The 24,236-nt window shown below is 47.0% G+C and carries 20 protein-coding genes and 1 pseudogene; 14 read left to right on the top strand and 7 right to left on the bottom strand.

The features are described 5' to 3' along the window. The first annotated feature begins 140 nt into the window (after window positions 1-140). Window positions 141-1,130 carry a membrane dipeptidase gene (locus H6629_20535; protein ID MCB9070170.1) on the top strand — a complete coding sequence of 330 codons (990 nt, stop codon included), beginning with the start codon at window positions 141-143 and terminating at the stop codon, window positions 1,128-1,130. A gap of 173 nt (window positions 1,131-1,303) precedes the next feature. Here the strand turns inward: H6629_20535 and H6629_20530 are convergent. Further along, window positions 1,304-3,132, bottom strand: a pseudogene (locus tag H6629_20530) (von Willebrand factor type A domain-containing protein). A gap of 323 nt (window positions 3,133-3,455) precedes the next feature. Here H6629_20530 and ppk2 point away from each other — a divergent pair. From ppk2 to H6629_20515, 3 genes are all read left to right on the top strand, one after another. Next, entirely contained in the window at window positions 3,456-4,343 is an 888-nt protein-coding gene (ppk2, locus tag H6629_20525) for a polyphosphate kinase 2 (GenBank protein ID MCB9070169.1), read from the top strand. Window positions 4,344-4,444: 101 nt separating this feature from the next. After that, complete coding sequence (locus tag H6629_20520; protein ID MCB9070168.1) at window positions 4,445-5,662, top strand: ATP-grasp domain-containing protein; 1,218 nt, start codon at window positions 4,445-4,447, stop codon at window positions 5,660-5,662. A gap of 301 nt (window positions 5,663-5,963) precedes the next feature. Continuing rightward, a complete protein-coding gene (locus tag H6629_20515) occupies window positions 5,964-8,009 on the top strand; it encodes an LruC domain-containing protein (protein ID MCB9070167.1) in 2,046 nt (681 codons plus the stop codon). Window positions 8,010-8,043: 34 nt separating this feature from the next. Here H6629_20515 and H6629_20510 read toward each other — a convergent pair whose 3' ends face one another. Further along, window positions 8,044-8,469, bottom strand: coding sequence for a hypothetical protein (locus H6629_20510; GenBank protein MCB9070166.1), 426 nt, complete (start codon window positions 8,467-8,469; stop codon window positions 8,044-8,046). 87 nt (window positions 8,470-8,556) lie between these two features. Next, window positions 8,557-8,997 (bottom strand): nuclear transport factor 2 family protein, encoded by a 441-nt coding sequence (locus tag H6629_20505; GenBank protein MCB9070165.1) that lies wholly within the window; start codon window positions 8,995-8,997, stop codon window positions 8,557-8,559. A 253-nt stretch (window positions 8,998-9,250) separates the two neighbouring features. Between H6629_20505 and H6629_20500 the strand changes: the two genes are divergently transcribed. Further along, complete coding sequence (locus H6629_20500; GenBank protein MCB9070164.1) at window positions 9,251-10,324, top strand: calcium/sodium antiporter; 1,074 nt, start codon at window positions 9,251-9,253, stop codon at window positions 10,322-10,324. A gap of 31 nt (window positions 10,325-10,355) precedes the next feature. Here H6629_20500 and H6629_20495 read toward each other — a convergent pair whose 3' ends face one another. Both H6629_20495 and H6629_20490 read right to left on the bottom strand, forming a co-directional pair. Next, window positions 10,356-10,709: a thermonuclease family protein gene (locus tag H6629_20495; protein MCB9070163.1), complete on the bottom strand. Its 354-nt coding sequence runs from the start codon at window positions 10,707-10,709 to the stop codon at window positions 10,356-10,358. Between the two features lie 58 nt (window positions 10,710-10,767). Next, a complete protein-coding gene (locus tag H6629_20490) occupies window positions 10,768-11,517 on the bottom strand; it encodes an SDR family oxidoreductase (protein ID MCB9070162.1) in 750 nt (249 codons plus the stop codon). Window positions 11,518-11,932: 415 nt separating this feature from the next. Between H6629_20490 and H6629_20485 the strand changes: the two genes are divergently transcribed. Together H6629_20485 and H6629_20480 are read left to right on the top strand one after the other, a co-directional pair. Beyond that, window positions 11,933-12,742 carry a dienelactone hydrolase family protein gene (locus tag H6629_20485; GenBank protein ID MCB9070161.1) on the top strand — a complete coding sequence of 270 codons (810 nt, stop codon included), beginning with the start codon at window positions 11,933-11,935 and terminating at the stop codon, window positions 12,740-12,742. A 165-nt stretch (window positions 12,743-12,907) separates the two neighbouring features. Next, window positions 12,908-13,807: a glycerophosphodiester phosphodiesterase family protein gene (locus H6629_20480; GenBank protein MCB9070160.1), complete on the top strand. Its 900-nt coding sequence runs from the start codon at window positions 12,908-12,910 to the stop codon at window positions 13,805-13,807. Between the two features lie 24 nt (window positions 13,808-13,831). On the opposite strand, the gene H6629_20475 is transcribed toward H6629_20480, so the two are convergent. Beyond that, the gene (locus H6629_20475) at window positions 13,832-14,749 is read right to left on the bottom strand and encodes a hypothetical protein (protein ID MCB9070159.1); all 918 of its coding nucleotides are present in this window, start codon (window positions 14,747-14,749) and stop codon (window positions 13,832-13,834) included. Window positions 14,750-14,884: 135 nt separating this feature from the next. Between H6629_20475 and H6629_20470 the strand changes: the two genes are divergently transcribed. Genes H6629_20470 through H6629_20460 form a run of 3 tightly spaced genes read left to right on the top strand, consistent with a single transcriptional unit; the run spans window position 14,885 to window position 17,164 of the window. Beyond that, window positions 14,885-16,045 carry a hypothetical protein gene (locus tag H6629_20470; GenBank protein MCB9070158.1) on the top strand — a complete coding sequence of 387 codons (1,161 nt, stop codon included), beginning with the start codon at window positions 14,885-14,887 and terminating at the stop codon, window positions 16,043-16,045. After that, a complete protein-coding gene (locus H6629_20465; protein MCB9070157.1) occupies window positions 16,042-16,653 on the top strand; it encodes a sigma-70 family RNA polymerase sigma factor in 612 nt (203 codons plus the stop codon). The genes H6629_20470 and H6629_20465 overlap by 4 nt, the downstream gene beginning before the upstream one ends. Next, a complete protein-coding gene (locus H6629_20460; protein ID MCB9070156.1) occupies window positions 16,637-17,164 on the top strand; it encodes a zf-HC2 domain-containing protein in 528 nt (175 codons plus the stop codon). The genes H6629_20465 and H6629_20460 overlap by 17 nt, the downstream gene beginning before the upstream one ends. Before the next feature lie 71 nt (window positions 17,165-17,235). On the opposite strand, the gene H6629_20455 is transcribed toward H6629_20460, so the two are convergent. Continuing rightward, entirely contained in the window at window positions 17,236-18,003 is a 768-nt protein-coding gene (locus H6629_20455; protein MCB9070155.1) for an SH3 domain-containing protein, read from the bottom strand. 177 nt (window positions 18,004-18,180) lie between these two features. On the opposite strand from H6629_20455, the gene H6629_20450 reads away from it, so the two are divergent. The 4 genes from H6629_20450 to H6629_20435 all read left to right on the top strand — a co-directional run bounded on the left by H6629_20450 (window position 18,181) and on the right by H6629_20435 (window position 24,213). Next, window positions 18,181-19,431 carry a T9SS type A sorting domain-containing protein gene (locus H6629_20450; protein ID MCB9070154.1) on the top strand — a complete coding sequence of 417 codons (1,251 nt, stop codon included), beginning with the start codon at window positions 18,181-18,183 and terminating at the stop codon, window positions 19,429-19,431. Between the two features lie 22 nt (window positions 19,432-19,453). Next, complete coding sequence (locus H6629_20445) at window positions 19,454-20,500, top strand: transglycosylase SLT domain-containing protein (protein ID MCB9070153.1); 1,047 nt, start codon at window positions 19,454-19,456, stop codon at window positions 20,498-20,500. 135 nt (window positions 20,501-20,635) lie between these two features. After that, window positions 20,636-22,219: a cryptochrome/photolyase family protein gene (locus H6629_20440; GenBank protein ID MCB9070152.1), complete on the top strand. Its 1,584-nt coding sequence runs from the start codon at window positions 20,636-20,638 to the stop codon at window positions 22,217-22,219. Between the two features lie 488 nt (window positions 22,220-22,707). After that, the gene (locus tag H6629_20435; GenBank protein ID MCB9070151.1) at window positions 22,708-24,213 is read left to right on the top strand and encodes a PD40 domain-containing protein; all 1,506 of its coding nucleotides are present in this window, start codon (window positions 22,708-22,710) and stop codon (window positions 24,211-24,213) included. The last annotated feature ends 23 nt before the right edge of the window (window positions 24,214-24,236 follow it).

The raw sequence follows: 24,236 nt of genomic DNA, 5'->3' as shown, positions 1-24,236 counted from the left end.
ACGTTTTAAAAATATGTTTCAGTTTCCCATGCCGATTTTTTTATTTTTTGCTTATTTTATGAACTGCGTTTTTAGAGACCATACTTATTAAAATTATAAGCATTTAATATTTAATAACTTAACACCCAAAGGACAACTAAATGGAATGGATCTTCGATCTTCATTGCGATATGACGGGATATTTGGCTTACGTTAACAAGCTGGACCCGATGAACGAAGACGACATTGGTTGCGCCATTCCCCATTTGCAGCGCGGCAATGTGCGGTTGCAAGTGATGGCTATATTTTCTCCGCCCAAACCGCAAAAAAAAGATCCGCGAGATAAACAGGTTAAAATGTATCGCAGGATGTTGAAGGAATTCAAAGCATACCTGGAGCCGCTGCTGGACAATTCCGGAAAACCGGATTTTACCTGGCGTGAGCGCATCAAGGTCATCAGTTCTATCGAAAACGCAACGGTATTTTGCAAAGAAAATGAATCGCTGGATAACGGTTTCGCAAATTTGGAGCAAATGATAAAAGATTGCGGGAAACCGCTTTACATCGGTTTTACCCATTGGAGCGAAAACCGTTTTGGCGGTGGAAACGATTGTCATATCGGGCTAAAACCGGATGGCGAAAAACTGCTGGATTATCTCGACGGACGAAAAATCGCGGTCGATTTTGCCCATGCCAGTGACGAACTGGCGCACGGCATTTTGAATTACATCGACAAAAAAGGACTGGACATCCGGGTGATTGCCAGCCACTCCAATTTCCGTCCGGTTTGCGATCACGAACGTAATTTGCCTGACGAGTTGGCGAAAGCTGTCATCGAACGAAAAGGGCTGATCGGGATGAATTTTATGCGCCCCTACATCGACATTGCCGAGCCGGAGCGAATCACCGATCACATTTTATACGGATTAGAAATCGGCGCAGGCGATGCGCTGGCGTTCGGTGCGGATTTCTTTTACGAAAAACCGCTGCTGGAAGGCACGGATCGCGAAAGCGTTTACTTTCCCGAACACAACAACGCCGGGAAATTCCCGCAAATTCTCGATAATCTGCGACCGTTTTTAAGCACTGATGAACTTGAGAAATTGTGCTGGAAAAATGCGGAAACATTTATCCGCGATTTGCTCAGCTGATTTTTTGATCTGATTTGCAATGAACGGCAGTAGAGGCAATTCATGAATTGCCTCTACTTTCACGTAAATCCTGTAAATCCTGTCAAAAATAGTTGCGTTACTGTTAAATAAATACATAAACCGCATCGAAGAATTCCTGTTCAATTTCATCCCCGGATTATGGCATCACTCCCCTACTCCCGGTTTTTGGTGAGAATATCTGCGCGCTCAACGAGACTGATAAATTCGGCGCGATAGCCGAACGGATCGTTGCCTTTGGCGGATTTCGCCAAATTGTAAACCGATGTCAGCGATGCGTTCGCTTTGAATTCTGAATCGCGAAGCAGCATCGCGAATTCGGCAACGGCGGCGGAAAACCGGAAATTTTCGCCGGTTTCGCGGACGGATTGAGGTGCGCTGTCCAGCACGTTGCTGAATTCTTTGCTCACATCGCCATCCGGCGCTTTGTAACGAATGCGAACCGTGAGGACTTCGTCCGTATCGAACGCCACTTTTTGATGACGGTTTGGGTATATTTGTTATCACCGGATCGGGCAACCGTCGCATTCGCCGGCACAATTTCATACAGCGCGGTAACTGTATGCCCGGCGCCGATTTCACCCGCATCTTTTTTGTCATCCGTAAAATCTTCCGTGTTCAGCCTGCGATTTTCGTAACCGATCAGCCGGTATGATTTCACTTTAGCCGGATTGAATTCAACCTGGATTTTTACATCTTTTGCGATGGTGAACAACGTCGCGGTAATCTCGTTGACCAGCACTTTTTTCGCTTCCAAAATATTGTCGATATAAGCATGATTCCCGTTTCCGCGATCCGCCAATTCCTGAAGCCGGTTATCTTTGTAATTGCCGCTGCCGAATCCGAGAACGGTGAGAAAAATGCCGTCGTCGCGCTTTTTCTCAATGAAACGCACCAGTTCCGCCGTGTTGGAAATGCCCACGTTAAAATCGCCATCCGTTGCCAAAATCACCCGGTTGTTGCCATTTTTAATGAAATTTTCTTTGGCAACTTTGTATGCCAACTGAATACCTTCGCCGCCGGCAGTGCTGCCGCCAGCCTGCAATTCGTCTAACGCATCGATAATTTTCCGCTTTTCATTTCCGTCTGTGGCGGGCAACACCAACCCGGCATTTCCGGCGTAAACAACCATCGCAATGCGATCCTCCGGCGATAAATTATCCACCAACATTTTGAAGGATTCTTTCAGCAATGGCAATTTATCCGGCGATTTCATCGATCCGGAAACATCGATCAGAAAAACCAGATTGCTCGCTTTCTGATCGGATTTGGCAATTTCCTTTCCGCGTAAACCGATGTGAACCAATTGGTTATCGTTGTTCCACGGACATTCGCCGTATTCGATGTTGATCGACAATGGATGGTCACCCTCCGGCTGCGGATAATCGTAATCAAAATAATTCACAAATTCTTCGGTACGAACCACATCGGGATGGGGCATCTGGTTGCGCATGATAAACCGGCGGGCGTTGGCATACGATGCAGCGTCCACATCCGCCGCAAATGTGGACATCGGACTGGCAATCACTTCCCGAAATCCGCTTTCGGTAATCCGGGAATATTCTTCGGTACCGAACAGATCTTCTATTTTGACTGAATTTTTTTTGTATTCAAATGCGCCAGTCGCTAAAGCGAATACCCCGCTTTTTTCCTTATTTTGCATCTGTGGTGTTTCTTTGTCAGAATTGAAAACCCGCTCACTTTCAATTGTCTTTTCAATCAGGTTGACGTCCATCCGTACAGAAGAATTCGCTGAAATTCTCACCAGTTGATTTAACATATGGTAACCGAAGCAATCGACCCGAAGCATGTATCTACCCACTGGCACATTTTCGATCCGGAAATAGCCGAGCGAATCTGTAGTTACAACGAATTTGGTTTTTCCTAAATGCACATTGGCTCCATACAACACATCTCCGGTCGTTTTTGCGCGGACAAATCCCTCCACACTTCCGTAATCTCCGGCAACAATTGCCGTTGACATCAGCAACAGCAGCAGTAATTTTTTCATCTCATACCTCGTTGGTAACATTCATTTTTGGGTCGTTTGCATTTAGACGACAGCGATCCATTATTCATTTATCCTAAAAACCCATTTTCTTGCCAACATTTTCACTTTTCGAAAGATTTTCGTTTGCATTCAAAATGGAAACTTTTGGATAACATCCGATTTTTGATTAATATTCAATACTAATTTGTAACCTTTTATTGTAAGAATTCAGGAATTTTTGACGTAACAGGGGGCGTAAAATGGAACCGGATAACGGGTCACTTCAAACAGACGAAATCGAAAAAAGTAACTCAAAAATGGTGGAAATTGACGGGGAAACCATCGAATATGATCAACTGATCCGCGAATACAAATCCCTGAAAGACAACGCCATCACCAACAAAAAACTGTATCGAAAAGCAGTAAGTAAGTATCTTCAGGAAAAGGAGCTTAAGCCCTATCAAGCGGAGCTGATCAAAATGCAGCAAACGCTGGAAAAAACCGGACAGAAAATGATTATCCTGTTCGAAGGGCGAGACGCAGCCGGAAAAGGCGGCACCATTCGCAGGGTAACCCGTTATATGAATGAAAAGCATTATCGCGTTGTCGCGTTGGGCAGACCCACCGAGGAGCAAAAAACCCAGTGGTTTTTCCAGCGATATGTTGCGGAATTCCCGCACGGCGGCGAAATTGTGTTGTTCGACCGGAGCTGGTATAACCGCGCAATGGTGGAGCCGGTTTTCGGTTTTTGCACTGATGAAGAATATGAAAATTTCATGCACGGGGTGATCGGTTTTGAGAAAGATTTGGTTCGCCAGGGCACAATCCTCATCAAATTATATTTCAGCGTTACCAAAGATGAGCAAAAACGCCGGTTTGAACGCCGGAAAAACGACAAGCTTCGCCAATGGAAACTCAGCGAAGTGGATTTGCAGGCGCAAGATCGCTGGGACGATTTCACTGAAATGAAATATCGCATGCTCAAACGCACCAGCACCGTGGAATGCCCGTGGACGATCATCCGTTCGGATAACAAACACAAAGCCCGTCTAAACGCCATGAAAGTGATTTTAAACGTGGTGAATTACGAACGGCTGGATAACAAACTGAATTTTGTGCCGGATGCCAAAGTGGTGATTTCCGGTGCTCGGGAACTGGAACTCATGGAATCGCAGCGGTTGCGCAGCGGCAAATTCACCGGATAATTTTTGAAATTTCCCAACATCTGCAGGATCGTTTTACAACAAAATCATTTTTTTAACTTACTAATTTACAACTATTTAAACCGGCGGCGGAGAATTCACCGATGTCAAATAATCATAGACCCATCACTATTTTGTGCATTGCCTGTTACTTTAAAGGCGAGGAGTTTTTGCGGGAATGCAAACGGCAGGGTTGCCGGGTGTTGTTGCTCACGGCAAAATCGTTGGAGCACGAAAACTGGCCCCGCGAAAGCATCGATGAAATTTTTTACATGGACGAACCGGATTACGAATGGGATATCGAAAACATGATCAAAGGCGTCAGTTTTATGGCGCGCACTGAACATATCGACCGCATCGTTCCGATGGACGATTTTGATCTGGAAAAAGCAGCTGCGCTCCGCGAGCATTTGCGCGTTCCGGGCATGGGCGATACCCGCACCCGCTATTTCCGCGATAAGCTTTCCATGCGCAAAAAAGCCCACGAAGACGGCATTCTGGTGCCGCCGTTTGAGCATGTGCTGAATCATGAGCGGGTTAACCAATATCTTGCCGCCGTTCCGGGACCGTGGGTGATCAAGCCCCGGATGCAGGCGTCGGCTGTGGGTATCAAAAAAGCGTTCAATGCGCAGGAATTCTGGGATTTTGTAAACACACTCGGCGATGAGCAATCGCACTATCTCGTTGAGCAATTTATTCCCGGCGAAGTGTATCACGTGGATGCCATTATGGTGGATGGCCAGGTGTTGTTCAATCGCGTAAGCAAATATATGGCAACGCCGTGGGAAGTTACCCACGAAGGCGGCATATTCCGCAGCCACACCGTTCTGCACGGCTCCGCCGACGAAGTTGAACTGAACCGGCTCAATCGCGAACTGCTCAACTCGTTGGGATTGATTCGCGGGGTTTCGCACACGGAATACATCAAAGCAAAATCGGACGGACGGTTTTATTTTCTGGAAACATCCGCACGGGTCGGTGGGGCGCATCTCGCGGAGATGGTTGAGGCATCCAGCGGCATCAATTTGTGGCGGGAGTGGGCACGGCTGGAATCGTTGCCAAACGGAAAAATGTATGAATTACCAACAGTTCGCAACGATTACGGCGGAATAATTACCACGCTGGCAAAACAGGAGCATCCGGATACAACGGCATATAGCGATCCGGAAGTGGTTTGGCGCATGAACCGGCACCATCATGCGGGGCTGATTATTCAATCCGACAAATACGAAAGAATCATCGAATTGCTCGATCAATACGCATTCCGGTTCGATAGCGATTTCCACACAAAAATGCCGGCGCCGGAACGCCCGACATCGTAATATTTCAAAAAAAATATTTTGATTAATCAATGTTTATCACGAACTTGTGGCTGTTTAACTTGATATTTGAACAGTTCACTGAATTTTGATTCCAGTGAAAAATTCGAGAAAAAAAGATACCAGCATACCATCCCTGCAACATCTCGGTGTAACCACCGGATGATGAATCGCCCGGTTACCAAATCGGGCGATTTTTTTATCTATCTTTCACAATATTATATTCTCGCTAATATCCCTGCCCAATATTCCGATAAAAAATATGGTTAAATAATCATTATCAATTTTAACACGGATGTTAATCATGAGATACTTAAGGGATGTTTTTCTTGCACTTATCGTAATTATTTTACTGGGATCAGGTTGTAAAAAACTCGTCACCGATGATAGCAGCGATAACCCCCAAATCCCTGCAACGTTTACCTACCAGACAAACAATACACTATCCGTTCGATTTGAAGCCATTTTGCCAACCGGGGAACAGCTAAACAATCGACGATGTATTTTATCCACAAATGAATTTGATGATGACGGTCTCCCCACGAATATTATTGTTGAGGGATTTACTGAAAACGATGGCGTTTTCGAAACTACTATCGAGGTCCCGTTTGACATCCGCGAACTATATATGCAAATCGCATTTTTCGGGATAAAAAATGCGGGGGTCTTAAACCCGTCATCGGGAAATGCTGTTTTAAGATTGGGGCAAGGTGTTCAACAATCATTCGCCAAAAAAACATTTAAACAGACACCCAAAAAATTTTCCGTCGATACCAGCATTTATTCGCCAAATATCCTTTACATGGGCACATGGGACAGTCGCGGAACGCCGGATTATCTAGCCGCGGACACACCAGTGCCTGCGGACGTTTTGATCTCTCTGAACAACGCATTGCCGGAAGAAGTTAGCGTATTCACCTATCATCCCGAATATGTGGCAACCGGCAATGAAACAAACGCTGTAACAATCGGCGAAGTGGATTTGTCGGTGATTTTTCTTCATGAAGGAACCGGTTACCCAAATTCATTCGGGTATTATACTTATCCGGTTGGCAACCCGCCGGCAACAGAGGAAGATATTAACCTTAATATCATTTTCCCACACGTTGAATATGAAGTTTTTTCCGATCCGACTGAACCTTGGTGGCACACGATTCTCCCCGGAAATACGGTTTCTTTGGGAACCATTCCGGCAAATACCGAGGTTGGCTGGGGACTGCTTTTCGATTCTTTCATTTTGTCAAATAGCACCATCGATCCCGGATATTACCAACTGTACTCCGATCCGCAATACAATGAGGTAGTCGATCCTGCGGAACAGCAGCACATGGTGATGATAAAAGATTTAGCCATAAACAAAGTATTTGTGGGATTTGAGCAGCTCCGGCGAGATAATTATCTGGGAAAAATGAACGACGATTTTAACGATATTGTTGTTTTCTTTGATGCAGATTCTTTAGACTTGACAGATGTACCGCCCGTTGAAACGCCACCCGATTGTGATAACGATGGCATTCCAGATTATTGGGATGAATTTCCGTGTGATCCGAGATGTTCTTATATTATAATCAGCGATTATAAAACCTTGGCTATTGAAGATGATTGGCCAACCATGGGTGATAAGGATTTCAATGATCTTGTAATTTCTTACAAGACTGAAAAATGGTTCAATTCATCAAACGAGATAACTGATTTGTTCATTACGTTGCTCGTGCGTGCGGCTGGTTCAGACAAAAATAACGGTTTTGGTTTTGAATTAAACACACTCGAAAGCAATATCAAAAACTTAACCGGGAGTCAGCTTACAACAGGTAATATTCAACTATCTCCCAATGGAACAGAATTGGGGTCATCAAATGCCGTCATCATCGTTTTTGATGATGTTCTTTCATTAATTTCGCCCATCGGTGGCGCAACAACCGTTAATACACAGGAAGGTTACCAAGCGAGCCCTATTGACACAATCAACCTGAGTATTGAATTCGATAGACCTTTGAGTGATTTGCAGTTAAATCCGTTTATATTTGTTGATGGTGAACGCGGGCGTGAAATTCATTTGAATAACTACCCACCTACCCAAATGGCTGATAATAGCTATTTTAACACCGTTGACGATGCTTCGGATACTACTATGGGAATATATTACAGGACAGCAGATAATAATAGTTGGGCTTTGGAACTACCGCTTTTTTGGGAATATCCCTTTGAAGGTAGATTCATTGATGAGGCATATTATCATTATAATGATTGGCGAACCTCCGGTGGATCGACATTTACAAATTGGTATATCTCAGGTTACGCTGTACAAGAATATATCTACAAACCTTACGGTCTCGGCAAAGGAAAGTAATAAAAACCTCTGTTTTTTAACCATTTATCATCATTTAAAAATCGCGTAAATATTTAGCCATTCCGGTGTTGAACTCTATTTCAAATACCGGGATGGCGTGTAAATTCTCGCCAAAAATACGCCGCAATTTCGGAACAAGTCCGGCGATCTCATTGTAAATTTCGACAACCACAGGCTCCGATTTATTTAATCCAACATCTTCCGCCCAATGTGAAAAATCCGCTGCGTCCTCAAAAAATTCACATTCCTGCAACACCAGTTGCAACATAACAACCGGTTTGCAATCGGGTACATCCTCAAATTCGTCCATCACCGGGATAGAAAAAGTATCATCGCCAACGGTCATTTCAATTCGCCGGTAAAACAATTTTTCCAGTGATTCTGATGGTTCGCCGATTGCAAATGTTAACCCGAGTCGTTTTACAGTGTTGGCTAATTGTTCAACTTCGGGGTATTTCAAGACTCTATCTCCGGATTGTGACACGGTGATTTCAAATGCGAGGGACGACGACTCAAATCTGTAAATTAAAGTGCATGCAACTTTTAATTATTCGAGTTCTGTTTTCGTATTTTGATCGTGAATCAACCGCCATTCCCCATTTTCTTTTTGGAAAATAAGGTTCAAAAAATGGTTGATGTGATACGGTTTTCCATTCCGGTCATCCTCATCGTAGCTCACCAAAAGCAGCGCTGTTGCCAAATCGGTTCCCACAAATTTGCGCATAATTTTATAATTGAAGTGCCAGCCTGTTTCGGCAAACCAGCCTTTGATCAACTCGTGAAATGTAGCTGTGGATTCAAAATATTTGCCGTTCGGCAAAATAAACATGATGCTGTCACCGGTAGTTACGGTACTGGCAAACGCTTCGTAATCCTGATTTTGGATGGCATCCAAATGCTTTTTGAGCGTACAATCAAAATCGCAGTCCTGTGCAAAAACCGGCAGGAAAATGCAGCAAGCCAACAAAAATACAATCGTGCGAATCATAATAATTTCTCATCTTTTGGGTGAAGGTTTCGGAGAAAAAATAAAGCTGCAGCCGGGTCTAATTAAATTAAATATAGGGGGGAGGTTTCTAAGGAGAGATCCCGGCTGCATTAGGCGAAAAATTAAAAATCTGAATTGAGGAATGCAAGAATAATCTTCTCAGATATTTCCAACGGCGAATTCTATTGCAGATGATCCGAAGAAATAGCAAATTCCATAGAATGTTTAAAACATAAAATGAAAGAGACATACTTTGGTAGCATTCTTATTTGTTTCCGGACTCGTTTTTTTGATAGTTGGCGCTGAAATTTTGGTTCGCGGTGCATCCCGGATTGCCGGCGCTCTGGGCATCTCGCCGCTGATAATCGGATTGACAGTGGTGGCTTTCGGCACGAGCGCGCCGGAATTGGCTGTCAGCGTTAAAGCTGTGTTGACCGGTCAATCCGGTATCGCTTTGGGAAATGTCATCGGGAGCAATATTTTTAACGTGCTGTTGATTTTGGGTATTTCCGCCCTCATTGCGCCGTTGGTTGTATCTGTTCAACTGGTGCGGCTGGATGTACCGCTAATGATTATCATTTCGGTAGCGGTTTTATTTATGGCAATGGATGGCAATTTAGGGCGAATCGACGGGCTGTTGCTGTTCTGCGGATTTATCGGTTACACAATTTTTCTGGTTTACCAGAGTAGAAAAGAGCGGGTTTCTACCGAAGATGTTCGATCAAATCCGGCAAACGGGCAATCTCCGCAACGACAGTGGTTGCTAAATATTACAATGGTGCTTGGCGGTTTACTACTGCTGATTTTTGGTTCGCGATGGCTGGTGGAGAGCGCTGTAATTATCGCCACACGTTTGGGCATCAGCGAGTTGATTATCGGGCTGACGATAATTGCAGCCGGCACATCGCTCCCGGAGGTGGTCACATCCATCATCGCGAGCATTCGCGGAGAGCGTGATATCGCCGTCGGGAATGTGGTAGGCAGCAATTTGTTTAACATTATGGTTGTATTGGGTTTAAGTAGCGTAGTTTCCCCAAACGGAATCACCATTTCCGATGCCGTTTTCCGGTTTGATATTCCCGTTATGATTGCCGTAGCATTCGTTTGTTTCCCGATATTTTTTACAGACGGGCAAATTTCGCGCTGGGAAGGCATGTTGCTGCTCGGCTATTATATTGCATACACATTATATCTGGTGCTGGCTGCCACTCAACACGATGCGCTGCCCATTTTTAGTTCAGCCATGCTGTTTTTTGTTTTGCCATTGACGGCGATAACCTTATCAATCATCCTGTTTCGAGCGATCAAACACAGAGCAACATTGTGATTATTTTTTAACGCCGCACGACTTTTGCAAATCAATATTCAGCAAAAACGGCTTGTCCGTTTTCAACCAGATGTGTGTTGATGTTCAGCCAGCCGTCCGGTGTTTCCAGCCAGATTTCGGCGAGATAACGACCGTATTTCCCTTTTTTATCTTTGATGGTTTCCACAAGAATCTCTTTTCCGTCGATCAGCTCGCGCAAAAAATCGCGCGACACCAGTCCTTTTTCGCGCTCAGCGCCGCGAATTTCCGGTGCGTTGATCCGAAAGAGCCGCAGCTTTTCGCCTTTTATCCACATACTGAAACCCAGATCAATATCCACCGTGCAGGTATCGCCGTCGTAAACGCTGGTCACAATCGCCTGATAATGATATTTGGTGTGCTCCATCGGAAGACCTTTCTGCTAATTCATACAATATTGTTATTTGAAATGGATTGCAAAAAAATTATTTGCCGCCGGTTACATCCAGAATTGCACCGGTTGAATACGATGATTCATCCGACAACAACCACAAAATGGCTTTAGCAACTTCGATAGCATTTCCACCGCGCTGTAACGGAATGCTGTTTTTGATGCGATCGACTCTGCCCGGCTCCCCGCCACTGGCGTGAATATCGGTATAAATAAATCCCGGGCGAACCGCATTCACGCGGATGCCGGACGCCGCAACTTCTTTTGCCAAACCGATGGTTAATGTGTCGATTGCGCCTTTCGATGCCGCATAATCTACATATTCACCCGGCGAACCGAGCCGGGAAGCACCGGACGAAACATTTACAATCGCGCCACCGCGCCCGCCGTTTTGGACAGACATTCGTTTAACGGCTTCCCGCGCACACAAAAAGCTGCCGAACACGTTGGTTGCAAATACCCGTTGCAGCCGCGCAGCATCAATCTGTTGAACAGTGGTTTGCTTTTCGAGAATGCCCGCGTTGTTCACCAACGCATCCAATCGCCCGAATGTGCTATCGATGTTTCGGAACATTTGCTGCACTTCGGTTTCGTTGGCAACATCTGCTTTTACGGCCATCACACGAACGCCCAAATCCTTAATTTGGCGGACGAGCGCTTCCGCAGCCGTTTTATTTTTATTATAATTGATGCAAACAGCGTAACCATTATGCGCAGCCAAAGTTGCGGTTGCTGCACCGATGCCGCGACTTGCGCCGGTAATCAGAATAACGGGTTGTTGCATAGCTTTTCTTTTTTCAAAAGATACTGTGGTTTCCATTATTTTGCAATCGCAATATTGGCTCGTGTTTTCGTTCGGGGCTGGCTAGCAATCCGGTTTGAAAACTGCGGACCCGGGAATGTTCCTGCCCAATTCTTTCACCCGTTCCATCAAATTCTGTTTTAATTTACTGATTATTTTTTGAACATTTATTGGATGTTCGAATTTCTGATCGATTAAAAAATGGCAAAGATTCCCAAAATGGTGGTGTCATTTTTCAACATTTACAAACCGCTAAACTGCCATTTACCATAAAAATTCGATTGGTTTGTTGCATGCTTTCGCTTATTATTAAGTTAATTAAATTGAATATTTTCGGCGATAGGTTGGGTAAAAAGGACGTTTTTTTGCCGAAAATCCCATAAGAAAGGAAAGATTTATGGTAAATAAATGTGACTTCCGGTTGTTCACCGGATTATTTGTATTCATTTTTTTGAGCAGTTTGCTGCTCGCTCAAAATCCGGATCGCGAACGGCTGAACAACTCACCGCGCCATCACGAGTGGGTTTCCGTTACACATGGCGAACGCGCAGTGCAGGCGTTTCTGGTGTTCCCGGAAGTGGAAAATAAAGCCAAAGCCGTTATCGTGATTCACGAAAATCGCGGATTGACCGACTGGGTGTGCAGCGTTGCCGATCAACTGGCGGAAAGAGGATATATCGCAATAGCGCCGGATCTGCTCTCCGGAATGGCACCAGACGGCGGGAAAACCAGCGATTTTGCCGATCAAAGCGCCGCCCGCGAAGCGATTTACAAATTGGAACAGGAGCAAGTCACCGCCGACCTGAATGCAATTTTTGAATACGTAAAAAGCCTTCCCGCCGCATCCGGCGATGTTGCCGTAGCCGGTTTTTGCTGGGGCGGCAGCCAGTCGTTTTTGTATGCAACCAACCAATCCGAACTCACCGAAGCATTTGTTTTTTACGGCACTCCGCCGGATGACACATCGCTGATCGAGAAAATTGCCTGCCCGGTTTATGGATTTTATGGCGGAAACGATGCCCGCGTCAACGCTTCCATTCCCACCATCACCGAAATGATGACAGCCGCCGGAAAAACCTACGATCCGGTTATTTACGACGGCGCCGGTCACGGATTTATGCGCGCCGGGGAAGCCGAAAATGCATCCGAAGCCAACAAAACCGCCCGCGACACCGGATGGGACAGGTGGCTCGATCTGTTGAAATAATTTAGTTTACGCATTAATCATCACCTCAAAAGCTTGGTAACGGCACTTTCATCAACAGTTAGGCAATTGCTTTTTTTAGCTACAATTTTTCAATCAGATTTGGAAATGCATCATTTATTTGGTATGCTTTGCATCTGATTATTTTTGAATGTAAAAGAGGAAAAATTGAGAAAATTTCTGGTCTCTTTCTGTGTTGTTTTTTTGGCAATTTTGTTCGCCTGCCAAACGAATCCGTCGGTCATCGGCGAACCACAATATCGCGATTTCGAATCTTTCGAAGCGCTGAGCGAATACCTTCGCTGGCAACCGGAATCGACGCCGTTGGCGAGCGCCCACCGTGGCGGCCCGATGCCCGGATTCCCCGAAAACTGTATCGAAACATTTGAAAATACCCTTCGGTATACACCGGCAATTCTGGAATGCGATGTCCGCAAAACCAGCGACAATGTGTTGGTGATGATGCACGATGACACCATCGATCGCACAACCAACGGACGCGGAAATGTCAGCGAAATGACTTTTGCGGAAATTCGCTCAAAGAAATTGGTGGGTCCCGATGGCAACCTCACCGATTTTCAGGTGCCCACGCTCGCCGAAGTGCTGAAATGGGCGGATGGCAAAGCCATTTTGTCACTCGATATCAAAGGCGGCATTCAGCCGGAAACCATCGTCGATACGATTGCCGCATACGCCGCTGAATCGCATGTGATGGTTATTACCTACAATTTGGCAACCGCCGAAGCATATTTTCAACGCAATCCCAAATTGATGATTTCCGCATCGGCGGGTGATATGGAAGGGTTTAGCCGGTTGGTTGCCAGCGAAATTCCAGCGGAAAATCTGGTGGTTTTCACCGGCGTTTCCGAGCCGGAGCGGGAATTGTATGACGCCATTCACAGCCACAACATTCGCGCAATTCTCGGCACCATCGGTAACCTGGACCGGCGCGCAAACAACCGCGGTATTGGCGTTTACACAGATTTATTGCGCAACGGGGCAGACATTCTGGCAACGGATAACCTGGAAATGGTTGCCACTGCCATTCGCAAATTTGTATCGGAATAGATTGATTGGTGAGAATGCCCGATTTTATTTCGCCAGTTCGGTGAGGCGCTTTGCCAGAAATGCCGCAAATTTGAGATGTTTCGGATGGGCAATTTCCCGGAACGGACGCATCGGGTGGGTTTGCGATGGTCGGATCGAATGCAGCCATTTTTTGAACCGGAGCAACCGGTCAACCGCAGCGCAGGCAACGGATTTCAGATCGCTGTTTGTTGAAATTGCCGCATGAATTTGTTGATGAACATCGCCAAAATCGGCGGTGGCGATCCGCAACAAAGCGATGCCGGAAACCAACGACTGCTGCCAGTTTTCTTCCTGCCAGTCGATCATCGTGATGATATTTTTTGCCGATTGAACACCCGAAATCGCTGCATCGAACGATTGGGTATCAAACACTACACCGGAAAAACCGGCGGATGCCGCATCGCCAATTTCCCCCGAAAGTCCACTTGAATCGTTCCCGGCAATCTTCGCAAAACATGCAATATTGAACTGCTGCGTCGTTTTTACGATTTTTTTGGAAATCAATTTCGCATCTGTTTCCGGAAACGGAATTCCCGCCAGCACATTCAGTCCGACGCTTCGCGCTTCCCGCGCGATTATTCCCGCAGCTTCGGCAACGAGTGACGGATCATCCATTAACGACAATTCTGTAAACGCCGGAAAGCGGGTGGCTTGCGGCAGCACATCAGCCATTCCGTTCGCTATTTCGCCCGCAAAAATTTGGGGAATCCGGCTCTCCGCAGCCAGTCGTTGGGTCCAAAATCGCAAATCAGCGGGATGCCCGGCAGTGAGTTGCCATCCGCCAACGGGCGACTGCTGCATACGCAACAATTGTCGCGCTTCGCTGCTTTCGCGATTCAAAAACGGCAAATCCGCACGAACGACCAACAACTGCGCCGCAATTTCCGCATCGCTCAAATGATGTGCTCTCGGTAATTTCATTAATTGCAATCAGTAATATTTTTTTGCCACTGTTGCGCTGTGGCGCATAAAAAAATTAACTACTTTATCATTCCGTTGAACCGAATCAAAATTTACGTGTATCAACTTTACGAACAAAGCAAAAAGGGAATGAAGATGTTTCGCAACCGCTTATTTTCGCTGATCTTAGTTCTATTGTTCGTGAATATCGGGTTTGGATTTTCCCAATCGACACCGGAATATGTGCCGTTTATTCGCGAAAGCGGATTTTTGGGACACGATTGGTATCGCCAACAAACCCGATTGTGGCAGCAACAGGTGCAACAAACGCCCAAAGATGCAAAAGCCTGGCGAAATTATTATCTGAGCACGGAATACAGTTATTTTGGCAAGCCATCGCCGGAAAAACATGGGCAATTGGAACAGATCATTCGGGAGATGCGCACGCAGGTACCCGACGCCATCGAAACGCTGTTTTTGAGTCACCGGTTTGACCAAAGCGATCAGGCTTCGCTGGAAAAAGCGCACCGGTTGAATCCCAAACATCCCGAACCGATTTACGGATTGATCGTGACTCGGGAATTGAGCGGCGATAATGCGGCGGCAAAAACTCTCTGCCAAAAATTATACGAAACCGGCGACATTCCCACCGCGTTGCTGGATTACAATTATAATATGTTGATGAGTTGCGCAGAAAACGCGATTCTTTTCACCAATGGCGATAACGACAGTTATCCGGCGTGGGTGCTGCAATCGCAGGGCATCCGACAGGATGTTGCCGTGTGGAATATTTATCTGCTGCAGGCAGATCGCGATTATTTACGCAACAAATTAGAAAGCAAATTGAATACCGCAGACCTGTCGGATTTACCGGAATTCTCTGCCGAAGAATTTTTGCCTGAGTTAATTCGATATATTGCAAAAAAATCGCCGCAAACGCCTGTTTACGCTGCAGTTACCGTCGAAAGTGATCAGCTAAAACCGATTAGCAAATCGCTGTATTTGACCGGTTTGGCATCGCGATACAGCGCATCGCGAATGGATAATCTGCTGCCGCTGCATAACAACTGGTCACGCTTCCGGACGGATTATTTGTCGAACGACTGGTATCGGGAACAGCAAATTTCCCGGCGATTGGTGGAGAAATATCTCAACCAAAATTACCTCCCGGCAATGATTATTTTGTTCGAAAATGCCAAAAAAAATAATCAGACCGAATCAGCGGAAAAATTTCGCAGCCTGATTTTGCGAACCGCGGAAAAAGCGGAGCTCAGCGAATCCGTTTCCGCGCAACTCCGGAAAATTGAGAACGAATGAGTTTTTTCAGCAAAAATTATCGCCAGATCAGCGATGAAGATTTGATGGCTGGCATCAGCGCGGGCGATACGCACGCATTCGACGAGCTGTACCGGCGATACAGCCAGCGAATGCTCGGCTATTTTTACCGGATGCTCGGCGGCGATGCGGAAAAAGCGCAGGATTTTTTGCAGGATTTGTTCACAAAAATCATCGATAATTGCGACAGTTACCGCAACGGCGCGCGATTTTCAACCTGGCTGTTCACCATCGCCGGAAATATGTGCAAAAATGAATATCGCTGGCAGGCGGTTAGGCGCGGCACAGTAAACGGTTTCGATCCGGATTTGCTGCCCGATATCGGCAGCGATATTGCAGAAACAATTGATATGCGGACACTTCGCGAATTGATCGGGCAAGAATTGGAACAACTGGATGCGCATCAGCGAAACGCCTTTGTGTTGCGATTCCAGGAACAACTTTCAATAAAGGAAATCAGCGCCGTGATGAAATGTGCAGAGGGAACAACCAAATCCCGGTTGCATTACGTGACCCGGAAACTGGCGCAAAAATTCCGGGCGTATCATCCGGAAAAACAGGAGGATAACGACAATGAAACCCACACATGATGTACAAATAGATTGCCAACAATTCGACAATTGGCTGGCACAACAGTATTCGGATGAGCTGAGCACCGCCGACGCCGAAAAACTGGAAGCACATTTGCAACATTGCCCCAAATGCAGTGCTGTCGCCCTTAACATTGGCATCGTTCCGACCGTTTTGCAGTCGGAAGCAGCAGCATTGCAGCCCAAACCGGAAACACAATTATTGCTGCAATTGCATCTGCAACAGCGACGCAAACAGCAGCCGAAAAGCAGTTTTTGGGAGAAATTTTCGGGGATATTTCAGCACCGAGTGCCGCTGTATCAGGCGGCTTTGGGCATTGCCGTAGTGCTGCTGGTGATGTTGCTCAGCGGAACGCCGCACATTCAACCGGACGACCCGCCGCAAAAGAACAGCGAGTTTGTGGAACTCGCCGATTCAACAATGGGCGGCAATGCTATCGATTCGTCACAAATCGGGCGCAGCCTTTACGAAGATAGTTTGCTGGCAAAGTTTTTTCACACAATTATGTGAGCGAGCGTTACCGCATCAAAACCAAGTTATTGTTTTTACTCAACTAAGAAAACACAACAGCGCTTTACCGCTTACTTTTCCGGCAACATAAACCACAGCCCGGAAAACCAATTGCTGTCCCATTCTCGGCGCTCGAGATCGACAATCAACCCCGGAACGAGCGTTTCCCGCCAAATGACATGTCCGTTATTTTCTTCAGTTGGCTGAATGTTTGGCAATTCGCTTTTTGCCAACGCATTCTCTATTCCGTCCATCGGTTGGTAATAATTCACTTTAATTTTGGTGATTCGCTCGCTATTGCGTTCAACAAAAAGCGTAACGCCGTGCGCAACAATTTCGTCACTGGCTTCCACCACGTTCAGCACTGTGGTTTCGTGGCTGCCCAACCCGATTTCCCCAAAAAACAATTCGTACGACGTTGAAAATGATTGGCGAACCTCACCGCGTTGCGAAAACATCCGCCGGAAATAATCGATATCGTAAAACGTTTTCCGAGTGCTGTCAAAATAGGTTGCGGGATTGTATAAATTGATGTAATCGTAACCCACCGATGGTCCCCAAATCCAGCCACGGGCAAATTTTTCATTGGAAAAACATACCCAGTTTCCACTTCTTTTCACAATCGTAAGTTTCTGATTTTCCCGAAGTTGACCGAGAATTTTTCCGTTCGGGCGTTGCCGCACATTTTCCGCTGCAACCGAAACGGACATCACCTCGCCGGCATCCGTGAAAATCGGTGCATTCGGATCTTCCGGCACAGCGGTTTTGGTGGATTTCGGCGCACAGCCGATCAACAGCATCAGCATCGCGATCTGCCAATAATTGCAAATGTTCTTCAATTGTTTAGCCTCATTTTTTCCAATGACCCTGAAAAATAGGTGTATCGCATCATATTTTCAACCGATATCTGCTTTTTGTAACTCCTTAATTTTACCGGAATTCGCCCAAAAAGGGGTGGAATTCGCCGGTGCAGTTGGTTATTTTTCTCAAAAGTAAAATGAAAAGGCTATTTTAAAATGAATCGAAAATTTCTCCGAACATCTGTTTTTTTTCTGATTTTATCAGGATTTGGCGTGTTGAACGCCCAAAATTACATCAGTTTGGGTGAGGACAAATGCGGCTTCGACCCGGAAGTTTCCGCACAAATGCAACGTTTGCTCGGGCAAAACTGGGGCTATAGTTACGATAGTTTGCTGGTCGATCTCGGTAAATGGTCGGAAAGCCCATACGTGACCATCGATTCGATTGGCGCGAGCGTGCTCAACCGGGCAATCTGGCAGTTGAAAATTACTGCCGAAACGCTGCCGCTGGTTCCCCGGCGCACCGTTTTTATCCACGCCCGGACCCACCCGAATGAGGTGCAGGCATTTTGGGTGACGGACGAAATTATCAACATGTTGTTGTCCGAAGATCCGTTTGCGCAGTTTTTACGCGATAATTGCACGTTTTTCATTTTGCCAATGTATAATCCAGACGGTGTGGAACTCGGGCTGCCGCGCCAAAACGCCAACGGCATCGATATCGAAAGCGGTTGGGATGACGCGGTTCAACAGCCGGAAGTTACGGTATTGCGTAACCGTTTTATCGAATTGATGAACGCGCCGGAGCCGATCGAAGTGGCGCTAAACATGCACTCGGCGATCGCCTGCAAACGCTATTTTGTGTATCATCACGAAAACGGCACATCGCTCCCGTTCACCCAATTGGAGAAACAATTTATCGGCGGCGTGCAAAGCTATTTCCCAACGGGCATCGAACCGTGGGATTATTATGTAAGCTGGGCAAACGGCACGCCGAACCAATACCCGGAAAGCTGGTGGTGGATGAATCACGGCGAAGACGTGATGGCGTTAACTTACGAAGATATGAATTGTGCCACCGCCGGGCAATACGACCAGACTGCGTTCGCAACGTTGCACGGCATTTCGGATTATTTGGGTTTGGTGGTAACGGCTATGGCCGGAACGCCGGCACCAAATTACGGACAGAACGTCACGTTGGGGCAAAATTATCCCAATCCGGTGCAGCTTTCTGCGGGGACGACGTTGTCCACTGTATTTTTGTATCAACTGGCGCAGCCGCAGGAAATCCGGCTGGCGATTTACGACATTCTCGGTCGCCGCATTGCCGTTGTTGACGAAGGCTATCGCAGCGCAACTACCCATCGCGTATTTTTCGATGCGAGTGATTTGCCCAGCGGCAATTATTTTTACCGGCTGGAAACACCGCAGGGCGTGCAAATGAACCGGTTTCAGGTGATCCGTTAACGGTTGACACAACATATTGAAAATGAATAGCTTAAATCGAACAGATTTTCTAAAATTGGTGGGCGCGGGAGCGATTGCCGCGCTTTGTGACAGCCGTTCGCTGATGGCTGCGCCACCGCCGCAAGTTGGCGATGTGCCGGTGAATATCGTCATTCCCGAAAGCTATCGCCCGCGCACCGATGATGCATTTGCCGGATCGCTGAAACGCGCCGTTCTGGACATGCTGCAAACCCATTATTCCACTCAAAATATGCCGGTTTGGCGCAAACCGTTTCATCAGATTGATCTGGAAATCCGGGTGCACTGGATTATCCAATGGATGATGGCTGCGCTGCGCCAGCACCAACGGGTGTATCCGGTCGATCCCGTGCTCATCCTCGCGATGATCATGAAAGAATCCTATTTTTACGAATATGCCGTTTCCGTTTCGCTGGCGGTGGGCATTTGCCAATTTGTGCAACCGACCGCGCAGGAATACCAGATGCTTTGTGCCGGAACGCTGCCCGAACACGGCAGACCGCCGTACCGGATGGCGGATTACGCCGGAAAAAACGCGGAATATTACCAGATTCGCCGTGATCGGCGCGATTTTTACCGCACCAGCCGCCCGAAACGGCGCTTCGATTTTAACGAAATGCTGGCGATTATCGCCAATAACGAATCCGATCGATACGCCCGCGACGCGCGAATATATAAAGATTATATCGAACGGCTGGATGAATTTGACCGGCGCAGATCGGAGGCACGCGACCAGTTTCGTGACTATCTGACCGCAAATGTTGCCCACCGTAACTTGTTTGATCGCAACGACTTAAACTTCATTTTAGGATTCGATGAGCGCTTTACCTACAAAAAACCGCTATCCGGAATGGTGCTGATGATGGCGCGCCATCTTCGCGCCCGAAACGGCAATGTGCTGCCCGCCGTGGTCGGCTACAACGCCGGACTTTCCACTACTCAGGACATCGGGCGGTTTGAGCCATACGGCAAAATTCCGCATATTGAGCAATCCACCGAATACATCAGCCACGTGTTGGTGAATCACCACGAAATTTCCCGCCGGTTGTAAAAAACCTCATTTTCGGAATCCGTTGCGTTGGGTGACTGGATTCGTTTCTTTTTAAATGACAAATGAGATTCCTGCCTTCGCAGGAATGACAAAAAGGAACGCAAGTCTGTCATTTCTACCTAAAAAGGTAAATATATGCCCGCACACAATCCCGAACATCAACCGAGACATTTACTGATCGTGCTGGGCGATCAACTGAGCACAACCGCGCCGATTTTCGACGATGCTGATCCAAAAGCCGATGCCATTTGGATGGCGGAAAACGCCGAAGAAACGACCCACGTTTGGTGCCACAAACTGCGGATCGCTTTCTTTTTTTCGGCGATGCGCCATTTTCGGGATACATTGCGCGTCCGCGGTTTCACCGTGCATTACACGGAAATGGGCGAAAATCCTGCGGACGATCGCGGGAAAAATTTTGCGGAAATCCTGGCGAAAGACATTCAATCGCTGAAACCGGAAAAGCTGGTCGTCACCGAGCCGGGCGATTGGCGGGTGCACGAACAGTTGAAATCCGTTGCGAAATCGCAGAATGTGCCGCTGGAAATTCGTACAGACAATCATTTTTACATCACGACAGATGAATTTGGTGAATGGGCTAAGTCGCGTAAAAATATGGTGTTGGAGTTTTTTTATCGCGATTTGCGCCGCAAATTTGGCATTTTGATGGACGGCAAAAACGAGCCCGTCGGCGGCAAATGGAATTTTGATCACGACAATCGCCAATCCTTCCCGAAAAGCGGGCCGGATGACCTTCCGGCGATGCCGTCGTTCGCGCCGGATGCGATTTCCCAAAAAGTTATCGAATTGGTCGAATTGCGATTTGCGGATCATCCGGGCTCGCTGGCGCATTTTCAGTTGCCGGTCAGCCGCGACGATGCCCGCGCTTTTCTGGCAGATTTCATCGAGAAACGCCTGCCGGATTTCGGCACATTTGAAGATGCCATGTGGAGCGACGAACCGTTTCTCTACCATTCCCGGCTGTCCGCGCTGCTGAATGTGAAGCTGCTCGATCCACGCGAATGTGTGAACGCCGCCGTAAACGCGTGGCAAAACGGACGCGCACCACTCAACGCGGTGGAGGGATTTGTCCGGCAAATATTGGGCTGGCGGGAGTTTGTCCGGGGAATTTACTGGCAGAAAATGCCGGAATTTCTGAAAATGAACGCGCTGAACCACACGGCAAAAGTGCCGCAATTTTTCTGGGATGGCAAAACCGACATGAATTGTGTGCGCCATTCGATGAAAATGGTGATTGATCACGGCTACGCCCATCACATTCACCGGCTGATGGTGCTCGGATTATTCGCCCAGTTGAGCGGCACACATCCCCGAAAATTCCACGAGTGGCACATGGCGATGTATCTCGATGCGATCGATTGGGTGAGCCTGCCGAATACGCTTGGCATGAGCCAGTTCGGCGATGGCGGCATTGTCGGAACAAAGCCATATTGCGCATCCGGCAATTATATTAACAAAATGAGCAATTATTGCGGCAGCTGTAACTATCAATACAAACAGGCGGTTGGCGAAAATGCCTGTCCGTTTACCACACTTTATTGGGATTTTCTGGATCGTCACAAAAACCGGCTTTCGCAAAACCAGCGGATGGCGATGCAATATCGCAATCTCGACCGGAAAAGCGATAACGAGCTTGCCGAAATCCGTAAACATGCCACAGTTCTCAAAACGAAAATCGCCAATGGCGAATCGGTTTAACCCATTTCGGAAAAACAAATTTCGTTTTTTATGAAAATCCGGGATAGAAAGTTGTAATATTTTGCCAAAAAAGCGCCAACATGTTACAAATCGCCCGTCGAAAGTTGCATTCGTCACGGCAGCGGCTCAGGAATGATTTATCTTGGCTGTGATATTTGCAACAACTGTATTTTAATATTGAATTTAACGCCTGAATTATGTAAGTTTTCAACTATATAATTTTCCAGAAAAGTCAAATTATTTACGCTGATTTTGTAGTTTTTTTACCATCTAAAATGGTTCTGCATTTCGGTTGTTGGGGAACACCGCGATGCATCTGATGACGGCAAAGGTATGAATTTTACGGCAACGCTACCGTTACTGCAGCTTTCCTTGTTTATCACTCGAATTTCCACTTTTATTTTTTTCCTCGGGCGATCCTTCCCCATCGCCGGAATATTATTAACTTGCACTAAACATCAGTAAATAAAATAACATAGGGTAAACGAATGCATCGATTAATTCGCATGATCTGGGTTGGGTTGTTGATCGGGGGAATGTTGCAGGCGCAGTCTGCACTGCAAATGCAGGGTAACGCACTGGAGGTTTTTTCCAGCGCAACCGAAGGGCTGGACGGGTTGTTAACCCGACCGCAATTTTCGCCGTTTCCAACACAGGTGATCTCATTTGAGCGCATTTCGGACAACCGCAATTTTTTATATGTTTACGATTTGGCTGCAAAAAGCCTGACCGAAGTGCGAACTGTAATTCCCGAAGCCGGTGTAAAATTGGGTCTCGAAGACAGCCTGAAATTGGCTGGCATTTACCACACCCAGCTCGATTGGCGACCGGTACTGGACGATCAGGGGCGCCAGTGGTTCGCGTTCAAAAGCAATGGTGCGTCGGATAACGCGGATATTTATCTCGGCTTTGCCGGCGGCACAACTTTCCTGCGATTGACGACAAATGAATCCGTTGACGAAACCCCGAAATGGAGCCCGGACGGACGGCAACTGGCGTTTATTTCCCACAGATCCGGCAATGGCGATATTTACGTTGTCGAGGAAGTGGACAACATCATCGCAGAATTGAATCGGAACGCCGACAATTTCCGGCTGAAACAGGTCACCAACACGCCACTGGAAGAAAAAGACATCGCATGGAATCCCGATCCGAATGCCCAGTTGATTGCATTTTCCCAACTCGTCCGGTTTGAGGGACGGCAGGTGCCAACCTACCAAATTCGCGTTGCGGATGTGCTGGCAACACCGGAAGTTTACTACCCCGTAACCAACGATCCGCTGGCAAATTACAGCCGCCCGTCGTGGAATCCGCATACGGGTGCGCAATTGCTGTTTGTCGGCGAAGGCTTGCTGGATGACCAAATGGCATCGCTGTATCTTGTCACGATGGAATACAACGCAGACGGCAATCTTCATAACAAGGATCTGGAAGGGTTGAAATCGGAGATTTTCCCGAATGTGCACCTCGCCGGAACATACGGGCTGTGGCTGGCCGGCGGCGATGCAATCCTTTGCCAGGAAAATCGACCGGAGCAAAATTACCCGTTGTATTCCGTAAATGTGCAGCGCCGGCTGGAGAAAAAAGAGCAATCCGTTTATTATTTCGGAAAACTGCACACAGCCTATCCCTACATTCTGGAATTTGATGCCCGCAAAAACAACTTCATTTTTGTGAATCAGGAAAGCGATGTATTCAAAATATATCTCGCACAAATTTATGGCGATGACATCATCCCCTATCGCCTGCCCGAATACACGCTCACCCGCTCCGATGCCGCAGCGATGGCGCAACCGGTGATCACGAAAGAATCGCTCGAAGCAGCAGATAACGAGGCTAAAATTATTCCAGTTGCCGGTATCGGGTTGATGCAATATTTGCTGTACGGCGGCGCAGCGGCGGTGGGAACAGCAGCATACTTTATAATTTCCAACAACGGCGACGATCCGCCAAAAACGAAAACCGCCATCGGCTTGCCGCCGAATATGCCGTAATTTTGGGTTTGAAGATGAAAAAA

Source organism: Calditrichia bacterium, from assembly GCA_020634975.1.
Lineage (GTDB): Bacteria > Calditrichota > Calditrichia > RBG-13-44-9 > J075 > JACKAQ01.
The sequence above is the reverse complement of the archived record's forward strand: the minus strand, read 5'-3'. Positions and strand labels throughout refer to the sequence as shown.